Annotated in this window: 21 protein-coding genes; 9 read left to right on the forward strand and 12 right to left on the reverse strand. The window is 60.3% G+C overall.

What is annotated here, in order from left to right; all coding sequences use genetic code 11:
* Window positions 1–2: 2 nt before the first annotated feature.
* Entirely contained in the window at window positions 3–1,205 is a 1,203-nt protein-coding gene (zigA, locus tag AC0Z8Z_RS16405) for a zinc metallochaperone GTPase ZigA (RefSeq protein ID WP_485619787.1), read from the reverse strand.
* Between the two features lie 86 nt (window positions 1,206–1,291).
* Here zigA and AC0Z8Z_RS16410 point away from each other — a divergent pair, with 86 nt between their 5' ends.
* Window positions 1,292–1,681, forward strand: a complete 390-nt coding sequence (locus AC0Z8Z_RS16410; RefSeq protein ID WP_485619788.1) for a glutamine synthetase — start codon at window positions 1,292–1,294, stop codon at window positions 1,679–1,681.
* A gap of 247 nt (window positions 1,682–1,928) precedes the next feature.
* On the opposite strand, the gene AC0Z8Z_RS16415 is transcribed toward AC0Z8Z_RS16410, so the two are convergent.
* Complete coding sequence (locus tag AC0Z8Z_RS16415) at window positions 1,929–3,167, reverse strand: N-acetylmuramoyl-L-alanine amidase (RefSeq protein ID WP_485619789.1); 1,239 nt, start codon at window positions 3,165–3,167, stop codon at window positions 1,929–1,931.
* Here AC0Z8Z_RS16415 and AC0Z8Z_RS16420 point away from each other — a divergent pair.
* Complete coding sequence (locus tag AC0Z8Z_RS16420) at window positions 3,166–3,303, forward strand: hypothetical protein (RefSeq protein WP_485619790.1); 138 nt, start codon at window positions 3,166–3,168, stop codon at window positions 3,301–3,303. The two genes, AC0Z8Z_RS16415 and AC0Z8Z_RS16420, sit on opposite strands and share 2 nt — an antisense overlap.
* Before the next feature lie 109 nt (window positions 3,304–3,412).
* On the opposite strand, the gene AC0Z8Z_RS16425 is transcribed toward AC0Z8Z_RS16420, so the two are convergent.
* A complete protein-coding gene (locus AC0Z8Z_RS16425) occupies window positions 3,413–3,934 on the reverse strand; it encodes a DUF3617 domain-containing protein (RefSeq protein ID WP_485619791.1) in 522 nt (173 codons plus the stop codon).
* Window positions 3,935–4,109: 175 nt separating this feature from the next.
* On the opposite strand from AC0Z8Z_RS16425, the gene cls reads away from it, so the two are divergent.
* Window positions 4,110–5,549 carry a cardiolipin synthase gene (cls, locus tag AC0Z8Z_RS16430; RefSeq protein ID WP_485619792.1) on the forward strand — a complete coding sequence of 480 codons (1,440 nt, stop codon included), beginning with the start codon at window positions 4,110–4,112 and terminating at the stop codon, window positions 5,547–5,549.
* Window positions 5,550–5,675: 126 nt separating this feature from the next.
* On the opposite strand, the gene cfaB is transcribed toward cls, so the two are convergent.
* The 5 genes from cfaB to hflK all read right to left on the reverse strand — a co-directional run bounded on the left by cfaB (window position 5,676) and on the right by hflK (window position 13,173).
* Window positions 5,676–6,860 carry a C17 cyclopropane fatty acid synthase CfaB gene (cfaB, locus tag AC0Z8Z_RS16435; RefSeq protein WP_485619793.1) on the reverse strand — a complete coding sequence of 395 codons (1,185 nt, stop codon included), beginning with the start codon at window positions 6,858–6,860 and terminating at the stop codon, window positions 5,676–5,678.
* Window positions 6,861–7,137: 277 nt separating this feature from the next.
* Window positions 7,138–9,018, reverse strand: coding sequence for a cation-translocating P-type ATPase (locus tag AC0Z8Z_RS16440; RefSeq protein ID WP_485619880.1), 1,881 nt, complete (start codon window positions 9,016–9,018; stop codon window positions 7,138–7,140).
* 71 nt (window positions 9,019–9,089) lie between these two features.
* The gene (locus AC0Z8Z_RS16445) at window positions 9,090–10,157 is read right to left on the reverse strand and encodes an SPFH domain-containing protein (protein ID WP_485619794.1); all 1,068 of its coding nucleotides are present in this window, start codon (window positions 10,155–10,157) and stop codon (window positions 9,090–9,092) included.
* Window positions 10,154–11,194: a protease modulator HflC gene (gene hflC / locus AC0Z8Z_RS16450; RefSeq protein ID WP_485619795.1), complete on the reverse strand. Its 1,041-nt coding sequence runs from the start codon at window positions 11,192–11,194 to the stop codon at window positions 10,154–10,156. The genes AC0Z8Z_RS16445 and hflC overlap by 4 nt, the downstream gene beginning before the upstream one ends.
* An 11-nt stretch (window positions 11,195–11,205) precedes the next feature.
* A complete protein-coding gene (gene hflK, locus AC0Z8Z_RS16455) occupies window positions 11,206–13,173 on the reverse strand; it encodes a protease modulator HflK (protein WP_485619796.1) in 1,968 nt (655 codons plus the stop codon).
* Between the two features lie 419 nt (window positions 13,174–13,592).
* Between hflK and lpdA the strand changes: the two genes are divergently transcribed.
* From lpdA to AC0Z8Z_RS16485, 6 genes are all read left to right on the forward strand, one after another.
* The gene (gene lpdA / locus AC0Z8Z_RS16460; protein ID WP_485619797.1) at window positions 13,593–14,993 is read left to right on the forward strand and encodes a dihydrolipoyl dehydrogenase; all 1,401 of its coding nucleotides are present in this window, start codon (window positions 13,593–13,595) and stop codon (window positions 14,991–14,993) included.
* Window positions 14,994–15,186: 193 nt separating this feature from the next.
* The gene (locus AC0Z8Z_RS16465) at window positions 15,187–16,806 is read left to right on the forward strand and encodes a glucan biosynthesis protein D (protein WP_122534234.1); all 1,620 of its coding nucleotides are present in this window, start codon (window positions 15,187–15,189) and stop codon (window positions 16,804–16,806) included.
* Between the two features lie 456 nt (window positions 16,807–17,262).
* A complete protein-coding gene (locus AC0Z8Z_RS16470) occupies window positions 17,263–18,567 on the forward strand; it encodes an O-antigen ligase family protein (RefSeq protein WP_485619798.1) in 1,305 nt (434 codons plus the stop codon).
* A gap of 13 nt (window positions 18,568–18,580) precedes the next feature.
* A complete protein-coding gene (locus tag AC0Z8Z_RS16475) occupies window positions 18,581–19,864 on the forward strand; it encodes a hypothetical protein (protein ID WP_485619799.1) in 1,284 nt (427 codons plus the stop codon).
* Between the two features lie 218 nt (window positions 19,865–20,082).
* Entirely contained in the window at window positions 20,083–20,784 is a 702-nt protein-coding gene (locus AC0Z8Z_RS16480; RefSeq protein ID WP_485619800.1) for a substrate-binding periplasmic protein, read from the forward strand.
* A 151-nt stretch (window positions 20,785–20,935) separates the two neighbouring features.
* Complete coding sequence (locus AC0Z8Z_RS16485) at window positions 20,936–21,655, forward strand: hypothetical protein (protein WP_485619801.1); 720 nt, start codon at window positions 20,936–20,938, stop codon at window positions 21,653–21,655.
* A gap of 43 nt (window positions 21,656–21,698) precedes the next feature.
* On the opposite strand, the gene AC0Z8Z_RS16490 is transcribed toward AC0Z8Z_RS16485, so the two are convergent.
* The 4 genes from AC0Z8Z_RS16490 to AC0Z8Z_RS16505 are packed head-to-tail and all read right to left on the reverse strand — an operon-like array spanning window position 21,699 to window position 26,866.
* The gene (locus tag AC0Z8Z_RS16490; RefSeq protein WP_485619802.1) at window positions 21,699–23,501 is read right to left on the reverse strand and encodes an FAD/NAD(P)-binding protein; all 1,803 of its coding nucleotides are present in this window, start codon (window positions 23,499–23,501) and stop codon (window positions 21,699–21,701) included.
* Window positions 23,492–24,499, reverse strand: coding sequence for a 2,3-diaminopropionate biosynthesis protein SbnB (gene sbnB / locus AC0Z8Z_RS16495; protein WP_485619803.1), 1,008 nt, complete (start codon window positions 24,497–24,499; stop codon window positions 23,492–23,494). Before sbnB ends, AC0Z8Z_RS16490 begins: the two co-directional genes overlap by 10 nt.
* Window positions 24,492–25,511 (reverse strand): 2,3-diaminopropionate biosynthesis protein SbnA, encoded by a 1,020-nt coding sequence (sbnA, locus tag AC0Z8Z_RS16500; RefSeq protein WP_485619804.1) that lies wholly within the window; start codon window positions 25,509–25,511, stop codon window positions 24,492–24,494. Before sbnA ends, sbnB begins: the two co-directional genes overlap by 8 nt.
* A complete protein-coding gene (locus AC0Z8Z_RS16505; protein WP_485619805.1) occupies window positions 25,508–26,866 on the reverse strand; it encodes a SidA/IucD/PvdA family monooxygenase in 1,359 nt (452 codons plus the stop codon). The genes sbnA and AC0Z8Z_RS16505 overlap by 4 nt, the downstream gene beginning before the upstream one ends.
* Window positions 26,867–26,871: the final 5 nt, after the last annotated feature.

The raw sequence follows: 26,871 nt of genomic DNA on the forward strand, positions 1-26,871 counted from the left end.
TTTCAGGCCGCGTCGCCGTACCAGTCGCCAAACGGATCGGGCATGGAGCGCCAGTCTGCAACACCGGCCGCCATCTCGGCGTCAGTCAGCAGGCATTCATCGAGCTCGGCAGCCAGACGGCCGAAGTCGATGTTCTGCCCGATGAACACCAGCTCCTGACGGCAATCACCGGTCTCCGCCTCCCAGCTGCGCATGATCACCTGCGTGCTTTCGTCGTCTTGCGGCCACTCCGCTTCGGGCACGAAGCGCCACCAACGACCCGCGAAACCGTGACGCATCAAGCCGCCGGCCTGGGACCAGCTTCCGGCGTCCTGGTGTTTGCTGGCGAGCCAGAAAAAGCCCTTCGAGCGCAGCAGCCGGCCGTTTTCCCACGGCGAATTCAGAAAGTCGAAAAAGCGTTGGGGGTGAAAAGGCCGACGCGCCCGATAAGCCGTGGACGCGATGCCGTATTCTTCGGTCTCCGGCGCATGTTCGCCACGCAACTCCTTAAGCCAGCCAGGTGCTTGAGCCGCACGCTCGAAGTCGAAACGACCGGTGTCGAGGATCTTGCCGAGGGGCACGGCGCCCATGACCATGGGCAGAATCTCTGCCTGGCTGTTGAGCCGCCGCAAAATTGCCATCAGCTCTCGCCGGTCGGTTGAGCTGATCAGGTCGATCTTGCTGATCAGAATCACATCGGCGAACTCGACCTGCTCAATCAGCAGGTCGGTGATCGCGCGCTCGTCCTCTTCGCCCAGGGTCTCTCCGCGGGAGGCCAGGCTCTCTGCAGCGTTGAAGTCCTGGAGAAAATTAAGGCCATCGACCACCGTCACCATGGTGTCGAGTCGGGCGACATCGGCCAGGCTCCGACCCTGTTCATCGCGAAAGGTAAACGTCTCGGCCACGGGAAGCGGCTCGGAAATGCCCGTGGACTCGATCAGCAGATAGTCAAAATGGCCTTCATGGGCCAGCCGACTGACTTCTTCCAGCAAGTCTTCGCGTAGGGTGCAGCAGATGCAGCCGTTGCTCATCTCCACCAGTTTTTCTTCCGCGCGATTGAGGCTGACGTCCCGCTGTACTTCGCTGCCGTCAATGTTGATCTCGCTCATGTCGTTGACGATCACAGCGACGCGCAAGTTGTCGCGATTGCGCAGGATGTAATTCAGCAGCGTGCTTTTGCCCGCGCCAAGAAAGCCGGACAGAACGGTAACGGGAAGGCGGTTCATGAAGGTTTCACCAGAGTGCGGATGTGATCGCTTTTTACGTTATAGTATAACGATACGCAGGCGCCAATCTTTTTTAAGGCAGTTTCATGACTCGGTTGTTTTCGTTGTTGGCAGGGTGTTCGCTGGTGCTGAGCACGCAGGCGTTTGCGCTCCCTCCCTCGCCAAGGCTGGACAAGGCGTTGTGCACGCGCACCGCGACGCTGTTGGCCTGCGTTGATGCCGAGGACAACACGTACAGCGTGGCGGTGGCAGGGAAAACGATGTTCGTGCGCGGCTTTGAAAGCGCAGGCAAGCGCCGCTGGGCCCAGACCAACAGCCGCTATGGCTCGCTGACGTTCTTCACCGGCCTGGCATCGGACGGTGAAATCTGGGTGGGGTACATTCAGAAAGTGGGCTGGACGACGATCAGTCGGGTATCGAGTTCGAGCGGGAGCCGGACCAAGATCACCTGCGACCGAGTGATGGGTTGTCGGTGACCTGACCCCTGCAGGAATGAGGGAAGATTCCGTGGTCATACGCCGTGCTGGCTCCCTGGCAAACACTGTCCATGTGGGAGTGAGCTTGCTCACGAAGACGGTGTTCCAGGCGCTATACATGCAGCGGCTGTTCCGACCTCTTCGCGAGCAAGCTCGCTCCCAGAATGGGTGTTTAGGCAGGTGCATCTGCAATGGTGTCAAATTTGATGAGAGCGAACTTGCACATTCTGCCTCACGACTTAGTCCGTCAGACCAACGCCTCATTCGCCTTTTGCTCTTGCCGCCAGGCCACATACGAGCCTACAGGCGGATTGCGTTCGAAGTAGCGCTTCATGCCATCAAACAAGCCGTCGGCAACGGCCTGCTGATGGCGCGCGGTGACGAGGCGCTGACTGTCGCGGCTGTTGGAGATGAAGCCGGTCTCGACCAGAATCGACGGTACATCCGGTGACTTCAGCACCGCAAAACCGGCCTGTTCCACGCGTTTCTGGTGCAGCGTCGTGATCCCTTCCAAGCTGCCCAGTACGGTATGACCCAAATCCAGACTCGCAGCGATTGTGGCGTTCATCGACATGTCGAGTATCACGCCGGCCAGCATCGGGTCCTTGTCTTTCAGGTTTAGCAGACTGGTCGCGCCGATCAGGTCGGCGCCGTTTTCACGCTGGGCCATGAAGCGTGCTGTCGCAGACGTCGCGCCGTTCTCCGACAAGGCAAACACCGACGCGCCGGAGGCCGTCAGCCGAGGGGCGGCGTCGGCGTGGACCGAGATGAACATGTCAGCGTTGTATTTGCGTGCGACGTCCACGCGCTTGCGCAGCGGCACGAAAAAGTCGTCGTTACGAACCAGGCGCACATCGAAACCCTTCTCGCGTTTCAGCCGCTTGGCGAGCAACTGCGCGATGGACAGCACGACGTCCTTCTCCCTCTCTCCCTTCGAGCCGACGGCGCCGGGGTCTTTGCCACCGTGACCTGCGTCGACGACCACCATGATGTCGCGCTTGGAACGGTCCCTTCCAGGGTTCTGCGCGGGTGGCTCTTTCGCCAAAGGCGCTGCTGTGGCGAGCTGCACTGGAGGACGGGAAAGCACGTCATGCCCCAAGTCCACAACAAGCCGGTTGCCCTGCGCGCCTTCGGGCCCTAGCAGAAAACTGTTGATCTGCACGGGTGATGTCAGATCGAGCACGATGCGCGTGTCGCTCTGGCCGAAGTGACCGGAACGAATCGATTTGATCGGCGTGTTTTCAAGCGCCAACTGACTGAAGTTGCCATCAAGCCGCGCGCCACTGACATCGATGATGATCCGCTCCGGCGCGCTGAGCGTGAAGGTCTTGTACTGCACCGGGCCGCTAAGGTCGAACACGAGCCGCAGCTTACTATCGGAACGCCACAGGCGGGCGTTTCGGATCTGCGTCGCGTTGACTGAGAGTGGAAGCGCAAAGGCGGCGCTGGCCAAAAGCATGTTGAGCAGCATTTGACGTCGGTGCATGGCACGTTCCGAAGGCGAAGAGCATCCCGGCTCAGAGATGGATGGCGATGGTTACAATATAACAGCCGAGATATCGGGCAAAGATGAAGCTTTTTATAAGTTAGGCGGGATTTTATTGAGCCTCTTCAACGCCTAAGGCGCAAAAGCTCATGTGAAACAACAAGATGTTCCACGTGGAACATGGCCCGTCATCTGTACAAACAAAAACGCCCCGACAAGTCAGGGCGCTTAGTAAGCAGAGAAAGTCAGGTCCTTGGTTTTACAGTGCCGCACTGCTGACCGAGCCATACAGCGCGCGTGTCCATGCTGCCGTTCTGTTGCTGGCCTGTGGCGTTGAACGAGCCAATGACATGGGTGTTGAACTCGCGGTCACTGAGGAACTGTGCAGTGCCGGTGCCTTGAGCGCGAGGGCAACTGAACTTGAACTTCCAGATAGCGCCGGTACGTTCAGTGATCTGCTGGGTGCAGCCCGACTTCGGATCAGTCAACGGAATCTGCTCATTCTTGACCTGCTCCTGCGTGAGGCAAATACGAACGCCCTTTCCGCCCAGAGTAACGCCTTGTTTTTCCAGCATTTGTTCCATGGCTGCGCGCTGCTGCGGCGCCATCATCTGCAATTGGGACAGCATTACCTGCAAGTCCGGCATCTGCTGGCCGTCCACCTGCATGTTGCTTGAGCTCAACTCCCACAGCCCGGGCTGCAACACCTGAGCCTGTGCAAGAGGCGCAGCCAGACAAACCATCAACGCCAGTACGCGCTTTTTCATGAATCGGATTTCCTTTAGGACTCTTGGGCATCTTGATGCGACCTGCTGGCAGGTCACTGAACGATGACGGTTAGACGACAGATCGGGCAGCCAGTTGCAGCCTCAATAAAATAGCGACAATCCCGGCGTCATGTGGTCTGTTAGACACCAATAAGCTTATGGCACAAGGTTGCGCATGGATTACCACAGCCCGTATTTCTTTGGCTATTTGCTGGGTTTCACTCACCTGCTGGGCATTGTCGCAGCAATCCACGCCTTACTCACTGTGCGTACGGCTCAAGGCTCAATCGCTTGGGCGATGCCCCTGATCTTCATCCCCTATGTCGCGCTGATTCCGTATCTGGTTTTCGGGAGGAGCACGTTCGACGCGTACATCAAGGCGCGGCGTCAGGCGAATACCGAGATGCGCGCGGCGATCGCCGACTTCAACTGGAAGCCATGGATTGAAGAGGCAGTAGCAGCAAGGCGATCCGACGCTTATCGATCCCTGCGCGCGATGCCGAAGCTGGGACGCATGCCGTGCCTGGCGAACAACGAAGTGAAGCTGTTGATCAACGGCGATGAAACGTTTGGCGCAATATTCGAGGCCATTAAAAGCGCCCGGCAAGTGGTGTTCGTGCAGTTTTTTATCATCCACGACGATGATCTCGGTCGCCGCCTGCAAGGGCTGCTGCTGGAGAAAGCCGCAGAAGGCGTCGCCGTCCATGTGCTCTACGACCGCATCGGCAGCCACGCGCTGCCGGCGCGTTACATCGATAAGCTCCGCGACGGCGGCGTGCAGATAAAGGCGTTCGCAACCCGGGGCGGCTGGCTGACGCGCTTCCAGATCAACTTCCGTAATCACCGCAAGATCGTCGTGGTGGATGGCATCAAAGGCTTCGTTGGCGGGCACAATGTGGGTGATGAATACCTCGGCCTCAAACCGCCGCTGGCGCCATGGCGCGACACCCACATCAGCGTTGTCGGACCTGTCGTAGCGTGTTTGCAGGAATCGTTTGCCGAAGATTGGTTCTGGGCAACCCGCGAGATACCACCGCTGATCCTGCCGGACAGTTACCCGGAAGACGGCGTGCTGTGCCAGTTACTGGCCAGCGGCCCGGCCGATGCGCAGGAAACCTGCTCGCTGTTCTTCGTAGAAGCCATTCACGCGGCGACTGGAAGGGTGTGGATCACGACACCGTATTTCATCCCCGATGAAGCCGTATCGGCGGCGCTGAGGTTGGCGGTCCTGCGCGGAGTAGATGTGCGCCTGCTGCTGCCGTCGCGTCCCGACCACTACACGGTATATGCCGCTTCCAGCCTGTACGCCTTCGAAGCCGTTCGCGCAGGCGTTCGCATCTTTCGCTACAAGCCCGGCTTCCTGCACCAGAAGGTGGTGCTGGTGGACAACGCGATCTCGGCGATCGGCAGCGCCAATCTGGACAACCGTTCGTTCCGGCTCAACTTCGAGCTCATGCTGCTGACCGTGGACGAGGACTTCGCACGCGAAGTCGAAGCTATGTTGATCGACGACTTCGCCCTTTCCCACGAGATCTCCAGCGAAGAAAGCAAAGAGACCCATCATTTGCAGCAGTTGGGGATGCGGGTTGCCAGGTTGATTTCGCCGATTCTGTAGACGTGAGTGAGCAGTACGCCACGTGTGGGAGTGAGCTTACTCACGAAGACGGTATTTCAACCGCCGATGATTCGGTGGATGTACCGACGTCTTCGCGAGCGAGCTCGCCCCCACAAGTTGAAGCCATTACGTATAGATATCGTCCCTGGTCAGCGGCAGATTATGACTGCCGTCCGCATGGGGTTTCACCGCCAGGATCTGGTGCAGATTGATCCAGCCTTTGGAGAACGCATACGCGCAGCCAGCCAGGTATAACCGAAAGATTCTCAGCGCCTGTTCCGGCACCATCGCAGCGGCGACGTCGAGCTTCTCTTCCAGGCGGGCGCTCCAGTGTTCGAGCGTCTTGGCGTAGTGCAGGCGCAGACTTTCCACATCGACGACTTCCAGACCCGCCTCGCTGATGAATCCAGTGATCATCGACAGGTGCGGCAGCTCACCGTTGGGAAAGACGTAGCGATCAATGAAGTCACCGGCGCCCCGCCCTACAGGTCGCCCGTCGGTGTGCTTGGCGGTGATGCCGTGATTCATCACCAGACCGCCCTCCTTCACCGCATCAAACAGACATTTCGCGTACAGCTCCAGATTGGCGTGGCCGACATGCTCGAACATGCCGACGCTGACAACCTTGTCGAAACGGCCGTCTTTAGGCAGATCCCGGTAGTCGAGAAGCTGCAGTTCGACACGGTCCTGCAAACCGTCCGCGCGCACCCGCTCCCGGGCCAGCGCCAGTTGCTCGCGGCTCAGCGTGATGCCGAATACCTTGACGCCGTATTCACTCGCGGCAAAGCGGGAGAGGCCTCCCCAGCCACAGCCGACGTCGAGCAAATACTCCCCGGGTTTGAGCCGTAGCTTGCGGCACAGGTGGTGAAATTTGTTCTGTTGTGCCTGATCGAGCGTCTCGTTGCCGGTCTTGAAATACGCGCAGGAGTAGACCATCTCCCGGTCCAGCCACAGGCGATAGAAGTCATTGGAGAGGTCATAGTGGTAGGAGATCGACGCAGCATCGGTGGCCTTGTCGTGCTCGGTGCGCACAGGGAGATTGTCGTCGTCCTCGTCCACCAGCGCCTTGGTCAGCTCGTCGCACACCCGGACCACTTCGCTGATCGAGCCTTCCAGCTCAAGCCGACCCTCAACGAAAGCACTGCCAAGAAGGCCCAGACTTGGGTGGGTGAAATCGGAAACAAGCGACGGGTCCTTTACCACGATCGTGACGCGGGGATCATTTCCCAAATCGAGTTCGTTGCCGTCCCAGAGCTTGAGGCGCAGCGGCAAATGAAGGTTCTGTAACGCCAGTGGAAGTTGCGCGAGCATATGAAATCCCCCTGATCCAGCTACATGGAAAAGGGTAGTCCATAACCGGCCCCAGATCAGGAGCCGTCAGGCGATCGGCTGGTTTGAACGACGACGAATCTACAACGGGTACGACCCTGTGCCCCAGAATTCGAGCCAGTTTGACGCCTGCAAATGGAGCACCCCGAACAAGACTGAACTTAATTTGTAACAGAGTTCTTCAAAGCTCAAGCAAATTTTAATACTTAGTGGAGGCCTCTAACCCGACGCTTTCAATGCAGGCGCCGGGAAATCTGGCTCAGGAGGGATTGTGAAACTTCGCGATGGGCTCATGAAAACGCAGCAACCGCCCGGCATTGCCCAGCACCAGCAGCGTGCTGAGGTTGTGCAAGACCGCAGCGATCATGGCGCCTGCCGCACCCAGCACGCCGAAAGCCGCCATGGCAACAATGGCCAGCGTCCAGCCGAGTCCGATGATCACATTCACCTGCAAGGTATGGCGACACTGGCGGCTCAGGCGCACGCAGGTGCCCAAGCGGCGCAGGTCACTGCCGATCAAGACGATGTCGGCAGAGGCCAACGCGATGTCCGCCCCTCCCGCCCCCATCGCGACGCCGACTACGCCGGCCTTCAACGCCAGCGAGTCGTTGATGCCGTCGCCGACGACCATTGGGCGAAAGCCCTTTTTTATTTCGCTCATGACCCGATTGAGTTTGTCCTCGGGCAACGCCTGGGCGTGGATATCACTGATGCCGACCTCGTGACCCAAGCTGTCGGCGACACTCTGCCGATCCCCCGTCAGCAGCAACTGTCGACCCAGGCCTAGCTCGCGCAACTCACTCAGCGCCTGACGTGCTTCAGGCTTGAGGCTGTCGGCCAACAGCAGCCAGGCCAGGAAGTGGCCATTTAGCGCGAGCCCGGCAATCGGGCCATCGTGATCGGGGATCGGCGAGGTCGCGATTCCCAACTGTGCGAACAGCTCAGGCCGTCCTAATGCGGCTTCACCCCGCGCGGTCCGCGCAACGACGCCCAGCCCCTGGCGCTCACGAATGTCGTCCAGAGGGAGCAGATGATCCTTGTCGACCAACGTGGCCAGCGCGCGACTGACCGGATGACTGCTCGCCGAACCCAGGCTTGCTGCCAACGCGATCAGATCATCGCCCGCGCCCTCCTCGGCCTGGACCGATTGCAGGCGCAAAGTCCCATAAGTCAGCGTGCCGGTCTTGTCGACGACCAGCGAAGTGAGGTCGGCCAGCTCTTCAAGAAATGCCGAACTGCGGATCAGAATGCCGTGGCGCGCGGCGACAGCAATACCCGCGATGGCTGTCGCCGGCGCCGAGAGCACCAACGCGCAGGGGCACGCGGCGACCAACACCGCCAGCATGGCCTGGGCGTTATTGGTGATGAACCAGGTCACGGCCGCGATCAACAGCACCAGCACCATGTAGCTGCCCGCGTACTTTTCCAACAGGCGAGTGATGGGCGGTTTGGAGCGTTCGGCGCTTTGCATCAGCGCGATGACCTTGCCCAGGGTCGACTCGTTGCCGATACGCGTCACTTCAATGCGCAGCAGCCCGTCGAGGTTGATCGCGCCACCAAAGACCTCCATGCCGGCGCGCGCCTCGAGCGGAACCGACTCTCCGGTAATGGGCGCCGTATCGAGGCTGGCCTGCCCCGAGATCACCAAGCCGTCAGCCGGTACGCGGTCACCGGCGCGCACTTCAACGCGGTCACCAGCAACCAACGTGCCGTTGTCGACTTCGCGGATCGCGCCATCCTCATCGATCAGCCGGGCATGGCTGCGGGTCAGACGGCCCAGTGCCTGAATGGCTTCCTGAGAGCCGATCACGCTGCGCTCTTCCAACACGTGGCCGAAGATCATGATGATCGGCAGCAGCGCGGCGGTCATCAGATCGCCCGTTGCCCAGGCGCCGAGCATGGCCAGGGCAATCAATTGATCGGTAATGCCGTGCAGGCTGGGATAACGCAGGCTGTGCCAACCGGCACTGACCACCGGGATGGCCACCAGCAGAGAGGCGGCGCCCAACAGCAGCTGGCTGACCCCAACTTGCTCGGGCGAGAAAAATCGCCAGACCAGCCCCAGCGCGAGCAGGCCGAGGGCAAGCATCGCCAGCGTCAACTGCCGGGCGGCGCTGCGCTGTTCGCGGCTGGTCAGCATGCTGCCAGGCGCGGCGGGCTCGGCATGCTTATGGGAAGGTTCGTGGGAATGGTTATGCACGGCTTCGCCACTCATTTGTCAGCTCCCTGAATGATCAGACGGGAATCGTCGCGGGGGTCGACCGTGGTCACTGAACCCGCCTGTTTCAGGATGGCGGGCACCCGCTCGCGGTAAATCCGCAGCAGCAATCCGGGATCGCTTTTGTTCTGCATCGACTGCGCCAGCCCGGTCACCGCAGCGGTGTCGGTCTGCGCCTTGGCCAGCCGCTCGGATGCTTGCGCATGGGCGACCTGCAGGGTCCGGTCGGCTTGCTGATTGGCGGTCTGGTTGAGTTTCTCTGCGTCAGTGCGCGCGTTTGCCACGGCCTGATCGGCTTGCTGACTCGCAGTCAGCACCGCGTTGAACGCGTTTACCGCAGCCGCTGGCAGACTGGACTGCACGTCGACCCGCACGACTTCAACACCCAGCCCCACGTCAGTGGCCGTCAGCTCGCCAAGCCGCATATTGATGCCCTGCACCAGATCGCCGCGCAGGCGTTCGCGACGCTCGGCAGACTGGCTGTCAGAGCCGACCAGCTCGGGACGCGCCACCAGAATGGTGTCCAAGTCACGCGCTGCAGCAAGGCTGACGGCGCTGCGATTGACCAGACGATCCAGCGCCGGCAGCACGTGCTCGCCCTGCAGAACGAACTCCCGGGGATCTGTCACTTTGTAGTACGCCGTCACGTCGAGCTGTACGACACCGGCGTCACCCGTGAGCAGATAGCCCGAGCCTGCCAGCGCGTCGCTCATCGGCGTCGCAAAACTGGTGATCTTGTCGGCCGCCAACGCAGTGGGTGAGCGCAACAGCGTTTCGACGTGCCGCTCGATCACGCGATCAGCGGAAGGCAGCAGCACCACCTGCTCGAACGGTTGCGGCCAGGCCAACAGCAAACCGGCGTTCTGCACACGGTCCAACTCGCCGAATCGAAACACCACCGCACGGTTCTGTGGATCGATTTCCCGCACATTGGACACAGCCCAACCGAGCGCCGCCAGCAGTGTCACGACGTACAGCCCCAAAAACGCCAGCCGACTGGCCTGCAGCCACGGGCTGTTCACCACCGGCCGCTCGATGTGCGCAGCGTCGTGCTCGGTCATGGCTGCGTTCCAGCCTTGCCATCCAGAGTCGGCGGGCCGTCCACGAGCACCCGGAACGGTGCGGCATCGGTGCGCAGAATCAGTTTTGTGCCTGGTCCCACCACGGTGCCGAGGGTGTCCAGCGAGCGCAGCAAGTTGTACAGCTGGGGCGAACCGGCGTAGGCGCGGCCGTAAATTTGCGCCGCTTCAACGCGGGATTGCGCCTCGATGTCGGCGGCTTTCACGGTGGCGTCGGCCTCGACAATCCGCGCATCGCGTTCGGCAGCGGAGCGGATCTGCGCCGCCTCGCGCTTGCCGATGGCGGTGCGCTCGGTGGCGATGGTTTCGCGCTCCGCGCGCATGCGGTCGACCGTCGCGTTGAGGGTCACCGAAGGCAGCGTCAGACGTTCGACCCCCACTTGCAGGACGCGAACGCCGTAGGTGGTCAGCAGTTGCTTGTCGATCTGCTGACGCAGCTGGTTTTCGAAATCGGCGATGCGCACCTGATTGGCGTCGGTGTTGATCAGGCTCGACAGATCGAAGCTCGCGGCGGTGGTCTCGAGTGCAGAGCCGACGAAGGTGCGGATCTGCCGCGCGGCTTCGTCCGGCTGGTTTTGCACGGCGCGCATGAAGCGCTTCACGTTGTCCGGATCGCCCTGCACCTGCCACGCCACGTACGCCTGAACGATGATGCGCAGGCCGTCACGGGTACCGACGTCCTGCAAACCGCTTGAGGTGGTGCGCAAACGCAGGTCAACGGGGATCGCTGCTTCGAATGGCGCCGGCCAGCGCCAGCTCAGGCCGGGATCCAGCAATACCCGGGCGGGATTGCCAAAGCGCGTGATGACCGTCGCCTCGCCGGAGCGCACCTGCACCAGACTCGCCGCCGCAACCGCAAAGGCAATCAGCACCGCCGCCAACGCAGCACGACGCCACGGAAACACGGTCGGGCCGGAGGCTTCGCCATGGTGATGACCATGATGGTGGCCGCCATGACCATGGCCTGCGTGGTCGTGACCGGAATGGTCGTGGTGATCGTGGGAATGAAACAGACTCAAGGGAAGACTCCTTATTCAGCCGAGGGCTGGTCAGCTGATTGAGTCGACGCTGCGGGGTCGACCGGGAGGGTAAAAGATCGTAAATCGATGGTCGGCGCGCTGGTGCCGCCAAGCCGATGATCCAGCACCAGCAACTTGGCGTGGGTCAGCCCCTGGGTCAGCTGACTGAAGTACTGCTCCAGCAGAAATGCCTGGCCCGCTTTGGCGTAGCCCTGCTGTTCGGCGCTGAACCGCAAATCCGCACCTTGCGCCGTTGCCATCACCTCCCGCGAACTCGCGGCCGCCTGGTCATGGGCCATGCTGGCGTGTAATTGCGCCACGTTGGCCTGATCAGCCGCCGCGCCGCGTTCTCGGGCAATCAACGCCTGAGCGCTGATCTGTGCGGCCTGGACCGCATGATAGGCGTTGGCCGCACCTGCTGGCGGATGAATCGACTCGACCACGGTGGCGAGAATCTCTACACCGCTGTCGAGTTTTTTCAGGTCGCGCTGTACGGCGTCGCCGATGTCGGCCGCCAGATCATTGCGCTGCTCGCCAAGTAACTCGTCGAGAGTGCGGGATGCAAAGTCGTGTACCAGCACGCGGCTGGCGGTGCTGCGAATCAGGCTGGGGATGTCGGCGCTGTTGTAAGTCGCGGCCAGCGCGGCCTCGTCCGTCAAACCGATGCGATACACAAAGCGCACGTCCATGTTGACGATCTGGAAGCTCTGCTTATCACCGGAACCGCTGGCGATCACTTGCGATTTGTCATTGATGTGCGTGGCGTCCCACAGCCGGTTGGCAATGGCAGGCGGCGGGCCTTCGGCAGGGTCAAGGGTCTGCTCGGCGCCCGCCCCCTCCGAGACGCTGGTCGCCAACTCGTGAATCACACCGTTTTCCACCGCCAGCACTGTTCCGAACGGCCAAGGCAAACCGGCATGCAGACCCGGCTCGAGGACTTCAACCGGTTTGCCAAACCGCTCGTAAATGCCACGGCCTTGCATGGGGATTTCGTGAACACCGCTCAGCAACCAGCCCAAACCCACGATGACCGCCATCACCGGCAGAAAGGCGCGGCGCATGTAGGTAAACGCCCAGATCTGCCGCAGGTCGATACCGAAGCGGTTGTGCAGTTCGTTTTGCAGCGCCAGCAGCGGACGCGGCGGCCAGCGCAACAGGCCGGCAACGAAGCTGCTGGCGATAAGGCGCGGTTCAAGGCGTTCGTTGCGCGGGCTAAAGACGGACAAGAAGGCACGGATGAGTAACTCGACGGCGACCAGCCCAGGCAACAGGCCGATCAACACCGCAAGCCGGGCGGGCCATACGCGATCAGCGGAAGAGAAAAACAGGCACAACGCGGTGACCAGTAGTGTCCCGATGGCGACCTTGGTGATCTGCGCCAGCTGCTCGGCTTCAGGCCAACTGGCGTCGGACTCATTGCTGAATTGCCGCTCCAGCACCAGCAGCGCAAACGCGATCAACAGGAGCAAACCGCCGACTACGTTACCGACGAGGCCGACATTGCTGCCTGCCAAGGCAAGGTTCCAGATCAGGCCAATGCTGACCAGCGACAGCAACGCCCAGCCTGCCAGCCAGAACACTGGCAATCCGACTTGGCCGACCATCGAAGTGCCAGCACCGCTGATACGTCCAAGCACGCGGTCGTACCAGCCCTGCTCATCGCCATTAAGCAGCGCTTCATCGTCAGAGGCAGCCGCAGAGGGCGGTGCCATGACGCCGGCGCGCCACTGGCTGACGACGTGGGCCGACTGCAACGCCCCGGCCAGTACGAGCAGGCTCGCGGCGCTGTTGGTCAGCACCGCCGTCCACAGCGAGTTGGGAGAAAAAAGGTCAACGAAAAGCGACACCACCAGGCCGATGATGCCCATTGCGCCTGTCAGATACGTCAGCCGTGAAAGACGTGTCGATTGAACAGCCGCCTGCTGAAACCTCGGTAGGCTCGCCGGTGCAACGCCCTCATCATCCAGATCAACCCGCATTGCAACTCCAAAGCCCGTATAACGCTGTAATCATTACCCTTCCGCCCACTCTCCGGCGTTGCAATTACGCGGCGCCAAGCCACGCTGACACAGGGCGTTACGATATAACAGAAGTCGTGAAATTTTCGTCTGATTATTCGTTTGCGCAGCGCTGGATGCGGGGTCAGACAGCCAGCAGACAGGTAAACGTCGCCTGCCGTCGTATCGGTTTGAATCCCTGGAAAGTCAGGAGTGCGCCTTCCCGGCTAAAGCCGGTCCTACGAGATGCGAGGGGAATAGCGATGGGTCCAATCACTTGACTTTGAAGTGCTCGGGAAGAAATATTACGACCATCATTTAAGCGACCTTGCTGACGAGCGACATTTGCCCAGACACGGCTACGCTTCCCTCCATTGTCGATTCCCTCAAGGAGTACGTTCATGAGTCATTACGACGTTGTCATCATTGGTGGCGGCCCCGGCGGCTACAACGCGGCGATCCATGCGGGCCAGAAAGGCCTGAAAGTGGCGTGCATCGAAGGCCGTGAAACATTGGGCGGTACGTGCCTGAACGTGGGCTGCATTCCTTCGAAATCGTTGCTCCACGCCTCCGAGCTGTATGAGGCGGCGACGGGCGAGGAATTCAAGAAGCTCGGCATCGAGGTCACGCCGACGCTGAACCTGACCCAGATGATGGCGCAAAAGGTCGAAAGCGTGACGGGCCTGACCAAGGGCATCGAGTTTCTGTTTCGCAAGTACAAAGCCGACTGGATCAAAGGCTGGGGCCGCCTCGCCGGGCCCGGCAAGGTCATCGTCACCGACGCTGCGGGTGCCGAAACCGAATTGACCGCCAAGGACATCATCATCGCCACCGGCTCCGAGCCGACGCCCCTGCCAGGCGTGACCATCGACAACAAACGCATTCTCGATTCCACCGGCGCGTTGTCGTTGAGCGAGGTGCCCAGGCATCTGGTGGTAATTGGCGCGGGGGTCATCGGTCTTGAGCTGGGCTCGGTCTGGCGCCGGTTGGGGGCGAAGGTGACGGTGATCGAATTTCTCGACCATGTCGCCCACGGCACGGACCTTGAGGCGGGCAAGACGCTGCATCGCTCGCTGTCGCGTCAGGGCATGGCATTCAAACTCGGCTCGAAGGTCACCTCTGCCGTCGCTGCGGAAACCGGCGTCACGCTGACCGTCGAACCCGCCGCCGGTGGCGAAGCCGAGCAGATCGAAGCGGACTACGTGCTGGTGTCCATCGGCCGTCGCCCGGTGACGAAAGGGCTGGGCCTGGAAACCGTCGGCCTGGAGGTGGACAAGCGCGGCGTTTTGCCCAACAAGGGGCATCGAACGGCGGTAGATGGCATCTGGGTCATTGGCGACGTGACGTCCGGCCCGATGCTCGCTCACAAGGCGGAGGATGAAGCCGGCGTGTGTGTCGAGCGAATCGTCGGCAAGAAGGGTGAGCTGAATTACAACCTGATCCCCAACGTCATCTACACCCAGCCCGAACTGGCCAGCGTCGGCAAGACGGAAGAGCAACTGAAGGAGGAAGGTCGCGCTTACAAGGTGGGCAAATTCCCGTTCAGTGCCAACAGCCGCGCCAAGGTCAATCACGAAACAGACGGCTTCGCGAAAGTGCTGGCGGACGAGCGAACCGATGAGATTCTCGGCGTACACCTCGTCGGCCCAAGCGTCAGCGAGATGATCGCGGAGTACTGCGTGGCGATGGAGTTCGCCGCCTCCGCCGAGGACATTGCCCTGACCTGCCACCCCCATCCGACACGGTCCGAGGCGCTGCGGCAGGCAGCGATGGCTGTCGGGGGGCATACTACCCAGGCTTGAAATGCGCGGCCAAATCGGCCGCGCGAGCAATACATTGAAGCGAAATCGGTTGTGCCCTGAAACGATTTTTTTCCCTTTGCGCGAACAAGATGCCGAGATTGTTATCTGTTTGTTGGTAATTTGCGTTCGGCAAGGATTGGGAAAGCGCACTTTTTTGTGCAGGAAGGCACAGCATCTTCAGAGGCTTCACCATATGAATCGCAGGAATCTCTTGAAAGCGTCCATGGCGCTGGCAGCCTACAGCGCGCTGCCCGCCTCAGGTCTTTATGCGGCACGCGCACTGGCTGCGGCGGCCGATGGCGACATCGAACACTTTGACTTCAAGACCTTGCAGGACAACGCCAAACAGATGGCCGGCAAGCCTTACGTCAGCACCAAACAGACACTGCCGCCTACCCTGGCGAACATGACGCCTCAGCAGTTCAACGCGATCAAGTACGACGCCGGCCATTCACTGTGGAATGACGTGAAAGGCCAACTGGACGTGCATTTCTTCCACGTCGGCGCGGGCTTCAAGACCCCGGTGCGCATGTACAGCGTCGACCCGGCAACCCAGCAGGCGCGTGAAGTGCATTTCCGCCCCGAGCTGTTCAACTACGAAGCCAGTCGCATCGACCAGAGTCAGCTCAAGGGCGACCTGGGCTTCGCCGGTTTCAAGCTGTTCAAGGCCCCCGAGATCGCGATCAACGACATCCTGTCGTTTCTGGGCGCCAGCTACTTCCGCGCCATCGACAGTAATAAGCAATACGGTCTTTCCGCCCGGGGTCTGGCGATCGACACCTACGCCCACAGCCCTGAAGAATTCCCTGACTTCACACAGTTCTGGTTCGAAAAGCCAACCAAAGACGCCACACGGTTTGTGGTCTACGCACTGCTGGACTCTCCCAGTGCAACGGGCGCGTACCGCTTCGACATCGACTGCCAGGCTGACCGCGTGGTGATGGACATCGACGCGCACATCAATGCGCGGGCTGACATCGAGCAGTTGGGCATTGCGACCATGACCAGCATGTTCAGCTGCGGCACGCACGAACGCCGCATGTGCGACACCCTTCACCCGGAAATCCACGACTCCGACCGGCTGGCCATGTGGCGCGGCAATGGCGAATGGATCTGCCGTCCGCTTAATAACCCGGCCAAGATCCAGTTCAACGCCTTTGCCGACAAAGACCCGAAGGGCTTTGGCCTGGTGCAGACCGACCACGATTTCAAGACCTATCAGGACACCGTGGACTGGTACCACCGCAGGCCAAGCCTGTGGGTCGAGCCGACGACGGCATGGGGCGAAGGCTCCATCGATCTGCTGGAACTGCCAACCACCGGCGAAACCCTGGATAACATCGTCGCGTTCTGGAACCCGAAAGTGCCGGTCAAGGCCGGCATGTCGATGAACTACGGCTACAAGCTCTACTGGAGCCCCCTGCCCCCGGTCAGCACGCCACTGGCTCAGGTGCACGCCACGCGCTCGGGCATGGGCGGTTTCATCGAAGGCTGGGCACCGGGCGAGCACTACCCGGACGTCTGGGCGCGCCGTTTCGCCGTGGACTTCAACGGTGGCGGGCTGGACCGGTTGCCGGAAGGTTCGGGCATCGAGCCAGTGGTCACCGTGTCACACGGCAAAGTCCAGGATTTCAATGTGCTGGTGCTCCCGGACATCAAGGGTTTCCGCGTGACGTTCGATTGGTACCCGACCAGCGATTCCGTGGAGCCGGTGGAAATGCGCATGTTCATCAAAACCGGTGATCGCACGCTGAGCGAGACCTGGCTGTACCAGTATTTTCCGCCCGCAGCGGACAAGCGTCGCTACACGTGAGCGTGATCGGCTAATGGCGTAGCGCGATTCAACCTTGGGAAATGGCGTATTCGCCGCTGAATACTCAGCGGTGGATACGCCGCACTTGTAACGAAAATGAGTCATAGAAACTCGTTAATCGACGACAATTTCCTCTCTTTTTAACAGCGCCAATTTTCTATCCCCTAATTAAATCAACAAGTTACAAGCTCCGATATTTAGCGCTGATTAAATACGTCCGAAAATTTGACTAATTGATTGACAGCCTTCCGATCTGCGGCTGATATACCCCTGTCGCGCCGCTCGCAAGGGAACCGAAACGCTCTTCATTTCTCCCGCTGCGACCACCCAAATCATCGCGATTGCACGCCGTCGATGGCTATACCCGCGCTGCCCGGGGAGTAGCCTTTCCCGCACGGCTTTTTGCTTCGCACGCTGACGCTTATCACACGTACAAATGCTCCCGAGGGGCTGCACATGATGTCGACTTCCCCCGTTTACGTTGAAAAACCTTCATTGCTTTCATTCAATAAATCCACGGCAATCGCGCTGGTTGCGATCAGCCTGATGCTGGTGGAGACCTTCAACGGAGCCCTGCGTTTCTATCTGGATCAGGCAGGGATTTCCGTATTGCTCTACGCACCGAAGATCGCGTGTCTGCTGTTCTTCGCACTTGAACTGCGCAGTTTCAAGGCCGGGCCGGGCGTCTGGCTGAGCCTGCTGGTGCTGTTGCTGTCGGCAGGATGGGCAGCGCTGAATGGCGCCCAGGCCGGGAATTTCGCATTCGCGTTATACGGGATCAGCCCGCTGCTTTTCGGGATCGCCTGCGGCGACCAGATCATTCGCCACAAGCGCCTGTTCATGTGGGCGATTGCCTTCTGCCTGCTGGCTTCGTTGGGCGGTATTGCCCTCGACCGGTATGTCAGTCTGCCGTGGAAGGGCTACAGCTACACCGTCGGCGGTACCGAGCTGAGCGCCAACACGGCATGGGCCTCCGAAGACATGGACCGCCCGGCGGGTTTTGCGCGGATTTCCAGCTCACTGGCCATCATCATCTCGGTTCTCAGCCTTTACCTGATGGCGACCCTGCGCTCGAAATTGCTGGGTTTGACGGTCTGCGTGATCGGCTTCGCCGGGGTGATATTGACCACAAGTAAAGCGCCAGCACTGGCGTTCATCGGCGGAACCGGTCTGCTGATGATGATGCGGTTTCGCTGGACGGCCCGGGCGACCATCCTTGTCGCCGTCGTACTCGGTATGTCGCTGCCCTTCGTGGCGATGATGACCGACTTCGATCCCAACAAGATCTCGGCCACCAGTTCGCTGGCGTCCATCTACGACCGACTCATCAACACCTGGCCTAACGTCATTCGGACGCTGATGGACGATGATCGAACGTTCACCGGTGTGGGCTTCGGCCTGGTTGGCAGCGCCGTAGCCGCCTTCCCGGTTCCCGGCGCTGACATCTTCATGGTGTCCGACAGCACCGTGGTTTACCTGTGGGCGACGTTTGGTCTGGCCGGGCTGTTTCTCTACGCCCTGCACATTCCGTTATTTTTCATCCTGGCCGACAGTGCCAGCCGCTACGGCCAGGCGTTGCTGGTGACAGGTTTTTGCATCTGCATTGTCAGCTGGACGACCGATACGCTGGAGGTGACCCTCGCCAACATGTTCCTGGGCATGGCCATCGGGCATGCGCTGGCCATGAAATCGCGGGGCAGGCTGCCGGCCCCAAAGCCCCATGAGGTACCCACATGGAACGGCCTGCCGGGTCTGAGTTGATCGAGGCAACCCTATGAGCATCCGCAGCATCGGCCTGGGCGCTCTGGCACTGATTGCGGCCCTGTTCGCCGCCAACGTCGCGCTGGCCGAGCCGTTTATCGTCGGCGTTGCCACCCATTCGATGAATAACACCGGGCAACCGCTGCGCAGCCTCCAGATGGCGAGCGAGGCGGGCGTCAAGTCGATACGCGATGACGCCTTTTGGTCTACGGCCGAACCGGTGCGGGGCCAGATGCAGATCATTGCGCCGTGGCGCGCATGGCTGAGCTCTGCCAAGGGACTGAATCTCACGCCGATGGTGATTCTGGGATACGGCAGCTCATATCAGGGCGGCGCAAAGCCGCGCAAGCCTGAGGTCAAGATCCCTTACCTGAACTACGTGGATTACCTCACTCGCCAGTTGGGCAATCCGGTCAAGTTTTATGAAGTCTGGAACGAGTGGGACCTGGACGGCCCGGCTGATGCGCGCCTGAGCAATGACTACGTCGCGCTGGTCCGTGACGCGGCACCCATCATCCGCAAAAACAATCCCCAGGCGCTCATACTCGCCGGCGCCGTAACGAACCTGGGTATCAAGAGTGGCTTCGTCGACCGCATCCTGGCCGCGGGGGTGATGAAGTACGCCGATGGCCTCTCGCTGCATCCCTATGTGCACTGCGAAGGCAGCTACCGCAACACGCCGGAAAGCTGGGTCGGCTGGATGCGGGATCTGGACCGTCGAATCACCGCTAAGGTCGGCAGGCCGGTCCCGCTGTATCTGACCGAGATGAGCTGGCCGAGCCACAATGGCAATTGCGGCGTCAGCCCCGAGCGCCAGTCTGCATACCTGGCCCGCGCTTACTTCCTCATCCGCACGCTGCCGAACGTCAAAGGCATGTGGTGGTATGACCTGATCAACGATGGCACCAACCGTGCCGAGCAAGAGCACAACTTCGGCCTGCTCGATATCAACCTCCGTGCGAAACCGGCTTATTCGGTGCTCAAGGCCATCGGCCCTTACCTGCCTGATTTCACCTACGAGTCGGCTAACAGCCTGCAGTCCGACGGCGTCTTCCAACTGGTATTCAGCAATGGCCGCGAGCGGATTCTGGTGGCCTGGGTCAGCGGTCGCGAGCACGAAGTCACCATCAGCGCTCCAGCCATGAAAAACAGACCGATGCGCATCCTCGATACGCAAACGCCAGACAAAGGCATGACCGACGCCCCGCAGCAGTGGGTGTGCGATGCCCAGCGCTGCTCCGCCCGGCTGACGCTGACGGAGTTTCCGAAAATCATTCGCCTAAGCCCTGACGTCTGATCCGCAACGCCTGACGACCGCACCTGTGCCAACCCGCCTGACCCTGTCAGCGCGGGTTTTTTATGTGCTGCAGCGACGAATAGTGGCAATACGACATTTACTGGACATGTCTTGCTGCTACCTTACGATCTGGGGCAGACACGCTGCCGGGGGAACGTATGGGGCTTCGAGGAAGATTCATCGTTGGTTGTGTGCTTGGGCTGCTCATGCTGCCAGCCGTGGCTGAACCGTATGTCGCGGGCGGAGCCCAGTGGAAGCCCTATGCCTACGAAGACACGGACGGTCGCCTGGCAGGGATCTCCATCGACATCGCGCGACGTGTAATGAAGCTGGCCAGCCTGGAGGTTACCTTCGTCACCTACCCGGTCAACCGCCTGCAGTCGATGCTGCGCAAGGGCGAGATTGATATCAACTACGCTGACTCGCTGATCTGGAACGGCCCTGAAGAGCAACGCCGATACGTGTTCTCCAAACCCTACTCCACGGTCAAAGAGCACCTGTACTTTCTGGCCGATCACCCTGCGCGCTGCCAGACCATCGCCCAACTTGAGCACCTCACGATCGGCATGGTTCGGGGCTACAACTACCGGGCCCTGGACCCGGCCATCGAGAAGCGCCGCCTGACCCGGCTGGAAACCTCCAAAGACGAGGCGCTGATCAAGCTGCTCCAGAGCAAGCGCGTCGACGCCATCGCCATGGTCGACGACATCTTTGATGAGCTGATTTCAAGCAATGATCTCGATCCCGGCCAGTTCGTCCAGGGCGCACGACTCAGCGAAGCGCCGCTGGTGTTCAAACTTCAGCCGCAATACGCCTCGTGGTTACCGCGGATCAACAGCGCGATCGACAGCTTGAACAAAACGGGTGAGCTGGAGCGCATTCGACGCAAGTACTTGCCGGGGATGCAGAGGGCGAAGTGAAAGCAGCCCGACCGATGAGCCAGCAATTTTGTAACCTTGGAACAGTAGGCAGCGCGCATCCCAGACCTGGAAAGTACAATGCCGACCTCAAAAAAAAACCCCACCGAGAGGTGGGGTTCTTGTTACTTCGTCTGTCCTCGGGGGGAGGTGCATGCACCCGCGTATCCCGTGGCTAGTAAAAAAACTATATGGACATAGGTTTATCAAGTCAATGCAAAAAACCTGCGCTGTCTCGACCGCCCTCTCATCGGCTCGGATGGCAACGTATCGAAGTGCGGCTGCGGCTGCCGGGTTCGGGGGTGAAGAGGCTTTGGCACTTTACGCTTGGAACGCTCGCGTATCGGGCGCACTGCTCACACCCCTGCATATATGTGAAGTCGTTGTTCGCAACGCCGTTGCTGACGCATTAGAACTAATTCACGGACCCTCCTGGCCATGGAGTTCTGGCTTCGAACGCAGCCTTCCTCGGTGCGCAGGCCCCGGCTACAACCCGCTAACAGACCTGCAGCGCCTTAAGTCGAAGCGCAGCACTGCAGGCCAGATTGTCGCCGAACTAAAATTCGTATTCTGGGAGAAAATGTTTACCAGCCGGCATGACGATCGAATCTGGAACTCGTGTCTTATCCAAGTCTTTCCCAACCTGGAGCCCGCCAATACGACCTCAGAAAACCGCAAGAAGATATTTGAAAACCTGAACAACGTGCGACTGCTCAGAAATCGCATTGCCCACCACGAACCTATTTTCAGTCGAGATCTCCAAGCCGACTTCTGCATCATCATCGGACTGGTAGAAGCTCGGTGCAGAGCATCCGCCTCGTGGATGCTGAAGCAGCAGCATGCTCTAGAGGTCATCGCCACCAAACCTTTCTAGGCGTCTCCTATGCGCGAATGCGGTAGAGCGCTGAAGATAGCCTCTAAACCGTCGATTTGACCTCAACATTCAACCCCAACATCTCACGAGCAATTCGGTCGGCATCGACGAAGGCACGGGAATAACTGCCCGAAGACGGGACATAGTGGTTGTAGTAGGTCGACCCTTCCACCAGTGGGCCGGTTATCCACAGGTTCGGTTGTGCTTTGCCTTCACTGTCTACAAGCACGCCCTCACCGTTCTTGGCCAGGCTGTGGATAATTCCGTTGCTCTTTAAAGAGCGAATGATCTTTGGCAGCGACGATATGTCACAGGCAGTGCTGACGTGAGCCTTAAAAATTCTATGTAAAGGCATCGCCAGATTGCCCGCGAGCACCACTCCGGGCCCCGCTCCATAGGCACTGTGGATAACTTGAGCATGGCGCACCCAATGGACAATTCCTGCGTCGGCCAAAGCCAGCAGCTCCTGGTGACGTTCCTTTTGCGGCCCGGCCACCATTCGATTGACGTGCGGCGCGTACTCTCCGAAAAAAACACGGCTTGAATCAGCTGTCAGCCCCCGGTTATCCACAACGCGGCGGAGCTGCTCGCGACAACTTCTCCACACTTCAACCGCGGCTTTGATCGGGCTTGCATCAAGTCCCAAAAGGCTCTGCCCGATGTCGCGCTCGATCAATGCACGCATGGCCTGGGCGTAGTCAGCAGATTCCATGATCGACATGCGAGGGTTATACACAGCCTCGTCCAGCGGCGGCGAGTTGAAACGTGCTGTCATTTCTGACGACATGGTTTCAAGCCGGCCTGAGTAATACGCGCGCGCAACGTCCGCTTTGATCCTCACTGGCGACTCACCTTCTTGAGCGGCGATCATCCCAAAGTATTCCGCGAGCATTTCAGCTTTGATCAACGGAAGGACCTGCTGCTCGAAATCCAGGCCGTCAGGGTTTTCCGTTCGCAGATCAGCGACCGCCGACAATGTAAAAATCAGCGCCGCATTCGAGGTCCGATGGGGCACGATGTCCGGCCGTGTGCGGTATGGCAGACCGCTGCGCGAGAACATGTAGATCCGCGGCTCTTGTCCACTGGGCTCGTAGAGCAAGCCTTCCGCCCGTTTGCTGAATTGGCCTCCGCGCCCGACCGTCAGATCGGCAACGACGTCCATGGCGGTCAAGCCTAGTCCTTCGATGCCAACCGCTTCTGTGGATAACTCAAAATGAGGCGAACTAGGGTGCTGGTCCGTTGCTAACGATCCGGGCAGCTCCCGACCCTTATCCCGCAACCGCTGCGCATGACCCACTGTGATTGCCAGCCAATCCACAGCACACTCCACCTCGGCTGTGGACAGTACAAATTGGCCCATATCGGTGTGCTCTATGTTATCCACAGCGTGAGGATGATGAATGACGCGCACGTGTGTGGGCAGACTGCGAATGACTTCCTCGTAAGTCCACGCCAAGTACTCTCCCAGCCAGCTGCGCGGCAGGAACTCATTGGGCTGCACGCTGCGTTCTGAAGATTTATGACGCAGGCACCACTCGTAAAAATTCGGTCCTTGTCGTCCCCTGTGACCATTGAGGGCGGCCGTGTCCGGAAACATCGAAATCTGCGAGGCGACGGTGTTGAGCATCAAGTATTCGGGCTGATCGACAGCGTGCAAACCTGGCCCCGGACGCTGAGGGTCAAATACATTGACCTCTATGCGCCGGGTAGTTCCAGCCGCCAGCGCACAGATACGCTCCAGCACCGTCAGCCCGCGTGAACCGCAGCCGACAATGCCGATTCTGATGGCGGGTTTATCCGACCCTGGGGATAACTTTTCGCCGGCCAGCACTGCACTCAGTTCCATCTCTGGGTTTCTCCGAAGAACGATTCGATGGCGACGCCTCGGGATTCTGCCAGCGCGGTGTCGACGATGAATTTGCTCAGGGCCAGGTCCAACACGCCAAGGCCGAACGGCGAGAAAATCGAGGGCTTTACGGGATCAAGCTCGACCTCACCACGAATAAGGCCGGCCAGCGTGCCGTTCATGAACGCGCGGCTGCCTGTCAATTGCTCTGCCAGATGCGGCGACGTGTTGGCCTTCATGCAGTGCTCGACGTCGTCGCAGAGGTTGTTCGCCTCCAGTAGCAACTGGGGCGCGATGTCCCGCAACGAAATGTTCAACACAACCTGCCCGGCGCGAAATTCCAAAGGCGGTTTGACGTAGGGCTCGCCGGCCGTGGTGGCGAAGATCACCAGATCGGCTGCCAACGCCTGTTCCAGCGAGCCAGTCCGGGCTGTGCATAAGTCGACATTTTCGATAAACCCTGTCAAAGCGTCTGCAGACGCCATGTCAAAGTCGTGCACAACGGCGTGGCAGATATCCCATCCTTCAACGCTGAGCATTCGCGCGATGGTGCGGGCAATTACCCCAGCCCCGATAAATCCTACGCATGCAGCCTTACGTGACTGACCGTTGAGCCAGTAAGCGCCCGACGCCGCCGAAGCAGCCGTTCGCACTGCGCTGATCTGCGCACCTTCAAGGCAGGCGAAGGGATAGCCAGTCTCGCGGTCGTTGAGGATCACCACGGCTGACGCCCTCGGCTTCTGCTGCGCGACGTTGCCGGGGAAGCTGGAGATCCACTTGATCCCGGCCACGGCATCCTCTCCCTCCAGCGCCGCCGGCAGCGCGATGATCCGGTTGGCAGGTTGTTGAGGGAAACGCAGGAAATAGCTGTCCGGGTTGAGCGTCTGGCCGTCATGGTGCTGCAGATACACCTGCTCAATGCGTCGCACCATGTCGTGGGCGTGGCTGTCGAGGATGTCTTTGATGACAGCGCCGGGGATCACGTGAAAATCAGACATTCAGCGCTTCTCCCTCGAACGTGTGGACGTACTGCTTCAGATACCGAGTGATCGGTTGCGAGCTGAGCGCAGTCAGCTCCGCACGTCCGAACTTCTGCCTCACCCACTCATCGTTGTAGATCGTCTCAAGGTAACGCTCGCCGGCGTCCGGGGAGATCGCCACGACAACGGCGTCTTTGGGAATCCCCAGCGAGGGCGCTGCCAACCCTGCCACCACGGTCCCGGTGGAGCCTCCCGCCAGCACGCCGTTCGACTTCGCCAGCCAGCGACACATGGCGACAGTGGCGCGCTCATCCACCACTTGCTGCTTGTGCAAGTGGTGGGCGCGGAATATCGGCGGCATCTGGCTGGAGCCAAGTCCAGGAATGAAGCGCGGACCGTGCGCCTGACCGAAAGTCACCGAACCCGCGCTGTCTACCGCGATGATCTTGGTGCGCGGCGAATGCTTGCGGAAATACTGCACGCAGCCCATCAAGGTGCCGGTGGTGCCAGCCCCGACGACCAGATAGTCCAGCGCCGGAAACGCGATATGAATCGACCGTGCCGTGGTGTGCTCATGGGTCTTGGCGTTGGCCGGGTTGCTGTACTGGTTGAGCCAGAGATGACGGGGATCACGGGCCACGGCATCGCGGATGTACCGAATGCGCGTGCCCAGATAACCGTCGTTGTCATCGCGCTCCGTGACGATGACGATCTGTGCGCCGAAGGCTTCCATCATCTTGATGTTGTGCAGGTTGGTGTTGGGGTCGACGACGCAGCAGAACGAGTAGCCCCGCTCGGCGCAGATCATTGCCAGCGCAACGCCGAGGTTGCCGGACGAGGACTCGATGAGAACAGTGTCCTTGTGGATAAGTCGGCGCTCGGCGTAGGAATCGATCAGGCCGATGGCCGTCTTCATCTTGATCGAGCCCGCGGGGTTGCAGGACTCAAGCTTCAGGTGCAGGTTTTCAAAACCCAGGCCTTTTACCCTGACGAAGTTCGAATCGCCGACGATGTGGGAAATGAAGTTCATGGCCGTGCCTCGATGCGTGCAGGCCGGGTGTAGCTCGGCATGGTCACCACCGGCGCGCGCTGCCGGGGCTGGGTCGCCAGCAACGCATCGGTCAGGTGCTGCGCACGGAGGGCGACCATGGAAAATGACTGAGCGTCGCTGATGCCGTGGGTCTTTTCCGACGTGCCGTTGGCCAAAATCTGCACGCCCTCGCTGTGCTGCAGGGCAACGCGGTAATGCCGGTCGACCGCAAGCGTGCCGTCCTCGTCGCGCACCAGCCAGGGTTGCAGCAGGGTCAGCAGCGGCGGCACTGCGAGCTGTTCGTAGCCGGTGCCCAGGACAATCCCGTCGACGTACAGCACGGTTTCAACGCCGGTATTGCTGTCACGCAGCACCACCGAATAGGCATCGCCCACCTTTTCTACCGACGTCACTTCGGACCATGCGTGCAGGTTCAGACGTCGGTGCCCCGTGACCTCGCCTTCGTACAGGAAGGAGTAAAGCGCCTGACTCTCGTCGACGTCGATGCCTGCGTAATTGGTCGACCGGATGTCTTCGAATACCCGATTGCGTCTGCCGGGCTCAAGGTCGTGGAAATAGTCGATGTGCTCCGGCAGGAACGCCATGTTGGGGAACTGTCCCAGCTGTCCCACCTTGAAACCCACACCGCGGTGCACCGAATGCACCTGCGTGGTGGGCGCGGCACCGAGCAAGTGCGTCACCGCTTCGCCCGCGCTCTGACCCGAGCCCAGTACCAGCCAGCGCTGGGCGATCGGACCGCCGCCGAGGTGGATGTTTTTCAGGTACTGGGACGTGTGGAAGACACGACCGCCGAGATGCGGGCTGAATGCGTTCGGTATCCGGGGCAGGCTGCCGTGGGAAAGCACCAGCCGCTTCGTGCGATAAGTGCCCTTGGCCGTTACGACATCCACGCCCTTCAGGATGCCCTTTTCCGCCACCGGTAATACATCGAGCACGCCTTCGTCGTAGGCAACGTAGTCCTGGAGTTGCGCAGCGACCCATGCGATGTAGTCGGACCATTCGACCCGGCTGGCCGGACGTCCGAGCAATCCGAATTTGTACAGCCGCCCCTTTTCCTTCAGGTACATGGCGAAGGAAAATCGACTGCGCGGATTGCGCGGCGTCACCAGGTCTCGAAACACATGGTGGTTGATGTCTGTACCGGCCAGCAGAAACGCGCCATGCCAGGTTGAATCACGCCCTTTTTCGAAGAACCGCACGCGCTGGAAAGGCTTTCTGCCGTTGTCTTCCGCGTCATCTTCCAGCGCACAAGCCAGTGCGATACCGGCCGGGCCGAAGCCGACCGAAATGACGTCCAGCGATTCACGCACACCTTCGGTTTCATACTGAGTCATGGTTA

The organism is Pseudomonas sp. 1L-C-7-B-C1 (genome assembly GCF_057291635.1).

Coding starts and splice junctions, on each gene's coding strand:
- zigA (WP_485619787.1), bottom strand. CDS start 1,205: ATGAACCGCCTTCCCGTTACCGTTCTGTCCGGCTTTCTTGGCGCGGGC.
- AC0Z8Z_RS16410 (WP_485619788.1), top strand. CDS start 1,292: ATGACTCGGTTGTTTTCGTTGTTGGCAGGGTGTTCGCTGGTGCTGAGC.
- AC0Z8Z_RS16420 (WP_485619790.1), top strand. CDS start 3,166: ATGGCACGTTCCGAAGGCGAAGAGCATCCCGGCTCAGAGATGGATGGC.
- AC0Z8Z_RS16415 (WP_485619789.1), bottom strand. CDS start 3,167: ATGCACCGACGTCAAATGCTGCTCAACATGCTTTTGGCCAGCGCCGCC.
- AC0Z8Z_RS16425 (WP_485619791.1), bottom strand. CDS start 3,934: ATGAAAAAGCGCGTACTGGCGTTGATGGTTTGTCTGGCTGCGCCTCTT.
- cls (WP_485619792.1), top strand. CDS start 4,110: ATGGATTACCACAGCCCGTATTTCTTTGGCTATTTGCTGGGTTTCACT.
- cfaB (WP_485619793.1), bottom strand. CDS start 6,860: ATGCTCGCGCAACTTCCACTGGCGTTACAGAACCTTCATTTGCCGCTG.
- AC0Z8Z_RS16440 (WP_485619880.1), bottom strand. CDS start 9,018: ATGCTGACCAGCCGCGAACAGCGCAGCGCCGCCCGGCAGTTGACGCTG.
- AC0Z8Z_RS16445 (WP_485619794.1), bottom strand. CDS start 10,157: ATGACCGAGCACGACGCTGCGCACATCGAGCGGCCGGTGGTGAACAGC.
- hflK (WP_485619796.1), bottom strand. CDS start 13,173: ATGCGGGTTGATCTGGATGATGAGGGCGTTGCACCGGCGAGCCTACCG.
- lpdA (WP_485619797.1), top strand. CDS start 13,593: ATGAGTCATTACGACGTTGTCATCATTGGTGGCGGCCCCGGCGGCTAC.
- AC0Z8Z_RS16465 (WP_122534234.1), top strand. CDS start 15,187: ATGAATCGCAGGAATCTCTTGAAAGCGTCCATGGCGCTGGCAGCCTAC.
- AC0Z8Z_RS16470 (WP_485619798.1), top strand. CDS start 17,263: ATGATGTCGACTTCCCCCGTTTACGTTGAAAAACCTTCATTGCTTTCA.
- AC0Z8Z_RS16475 (WP_485619799.1), top strand. CDS start 18,581: ATGAGCATCCGCAGCATCGGCCTGGGCGCTCTGGCACTGATTGCGGCC.
- AC0Z8Z_RS16485 (WP_485619801.1), top strand. CDS start 20,936: ATGCACCCGCGTATCCCGTGGCTAGTAAAAAAACTATATGGACATAGG.
- AC0Z8Z_RS16490 (WP_485619802.1), bottom strand. CDS start 23,501: ATGGAACTGAGTGCAGTGCTGGCCGGCGAAAAGTTATCCCCAGGGTCG.
- sbnB (WP_485619803.1), bottom strand. CDS start 24,499: ATGTCTGATTTTCACGTGATCCCCGGCGCTGTCATCAAAGACATCCTC.
- sbnA (WP_485619804.1), bottom strand. CDS start 25,511: ATGAACTTCATTTCCCACATCGTCGGCGATTCGAACTTCGTCAGGGTA.
- AC0Z8Z_RS16505 (WP_485619805.1), bottom strand. CDS start 26,866: ATGACTCAGTATGAAACCGAAGGTGTGCGTGAATCGCTGGACGTCATT.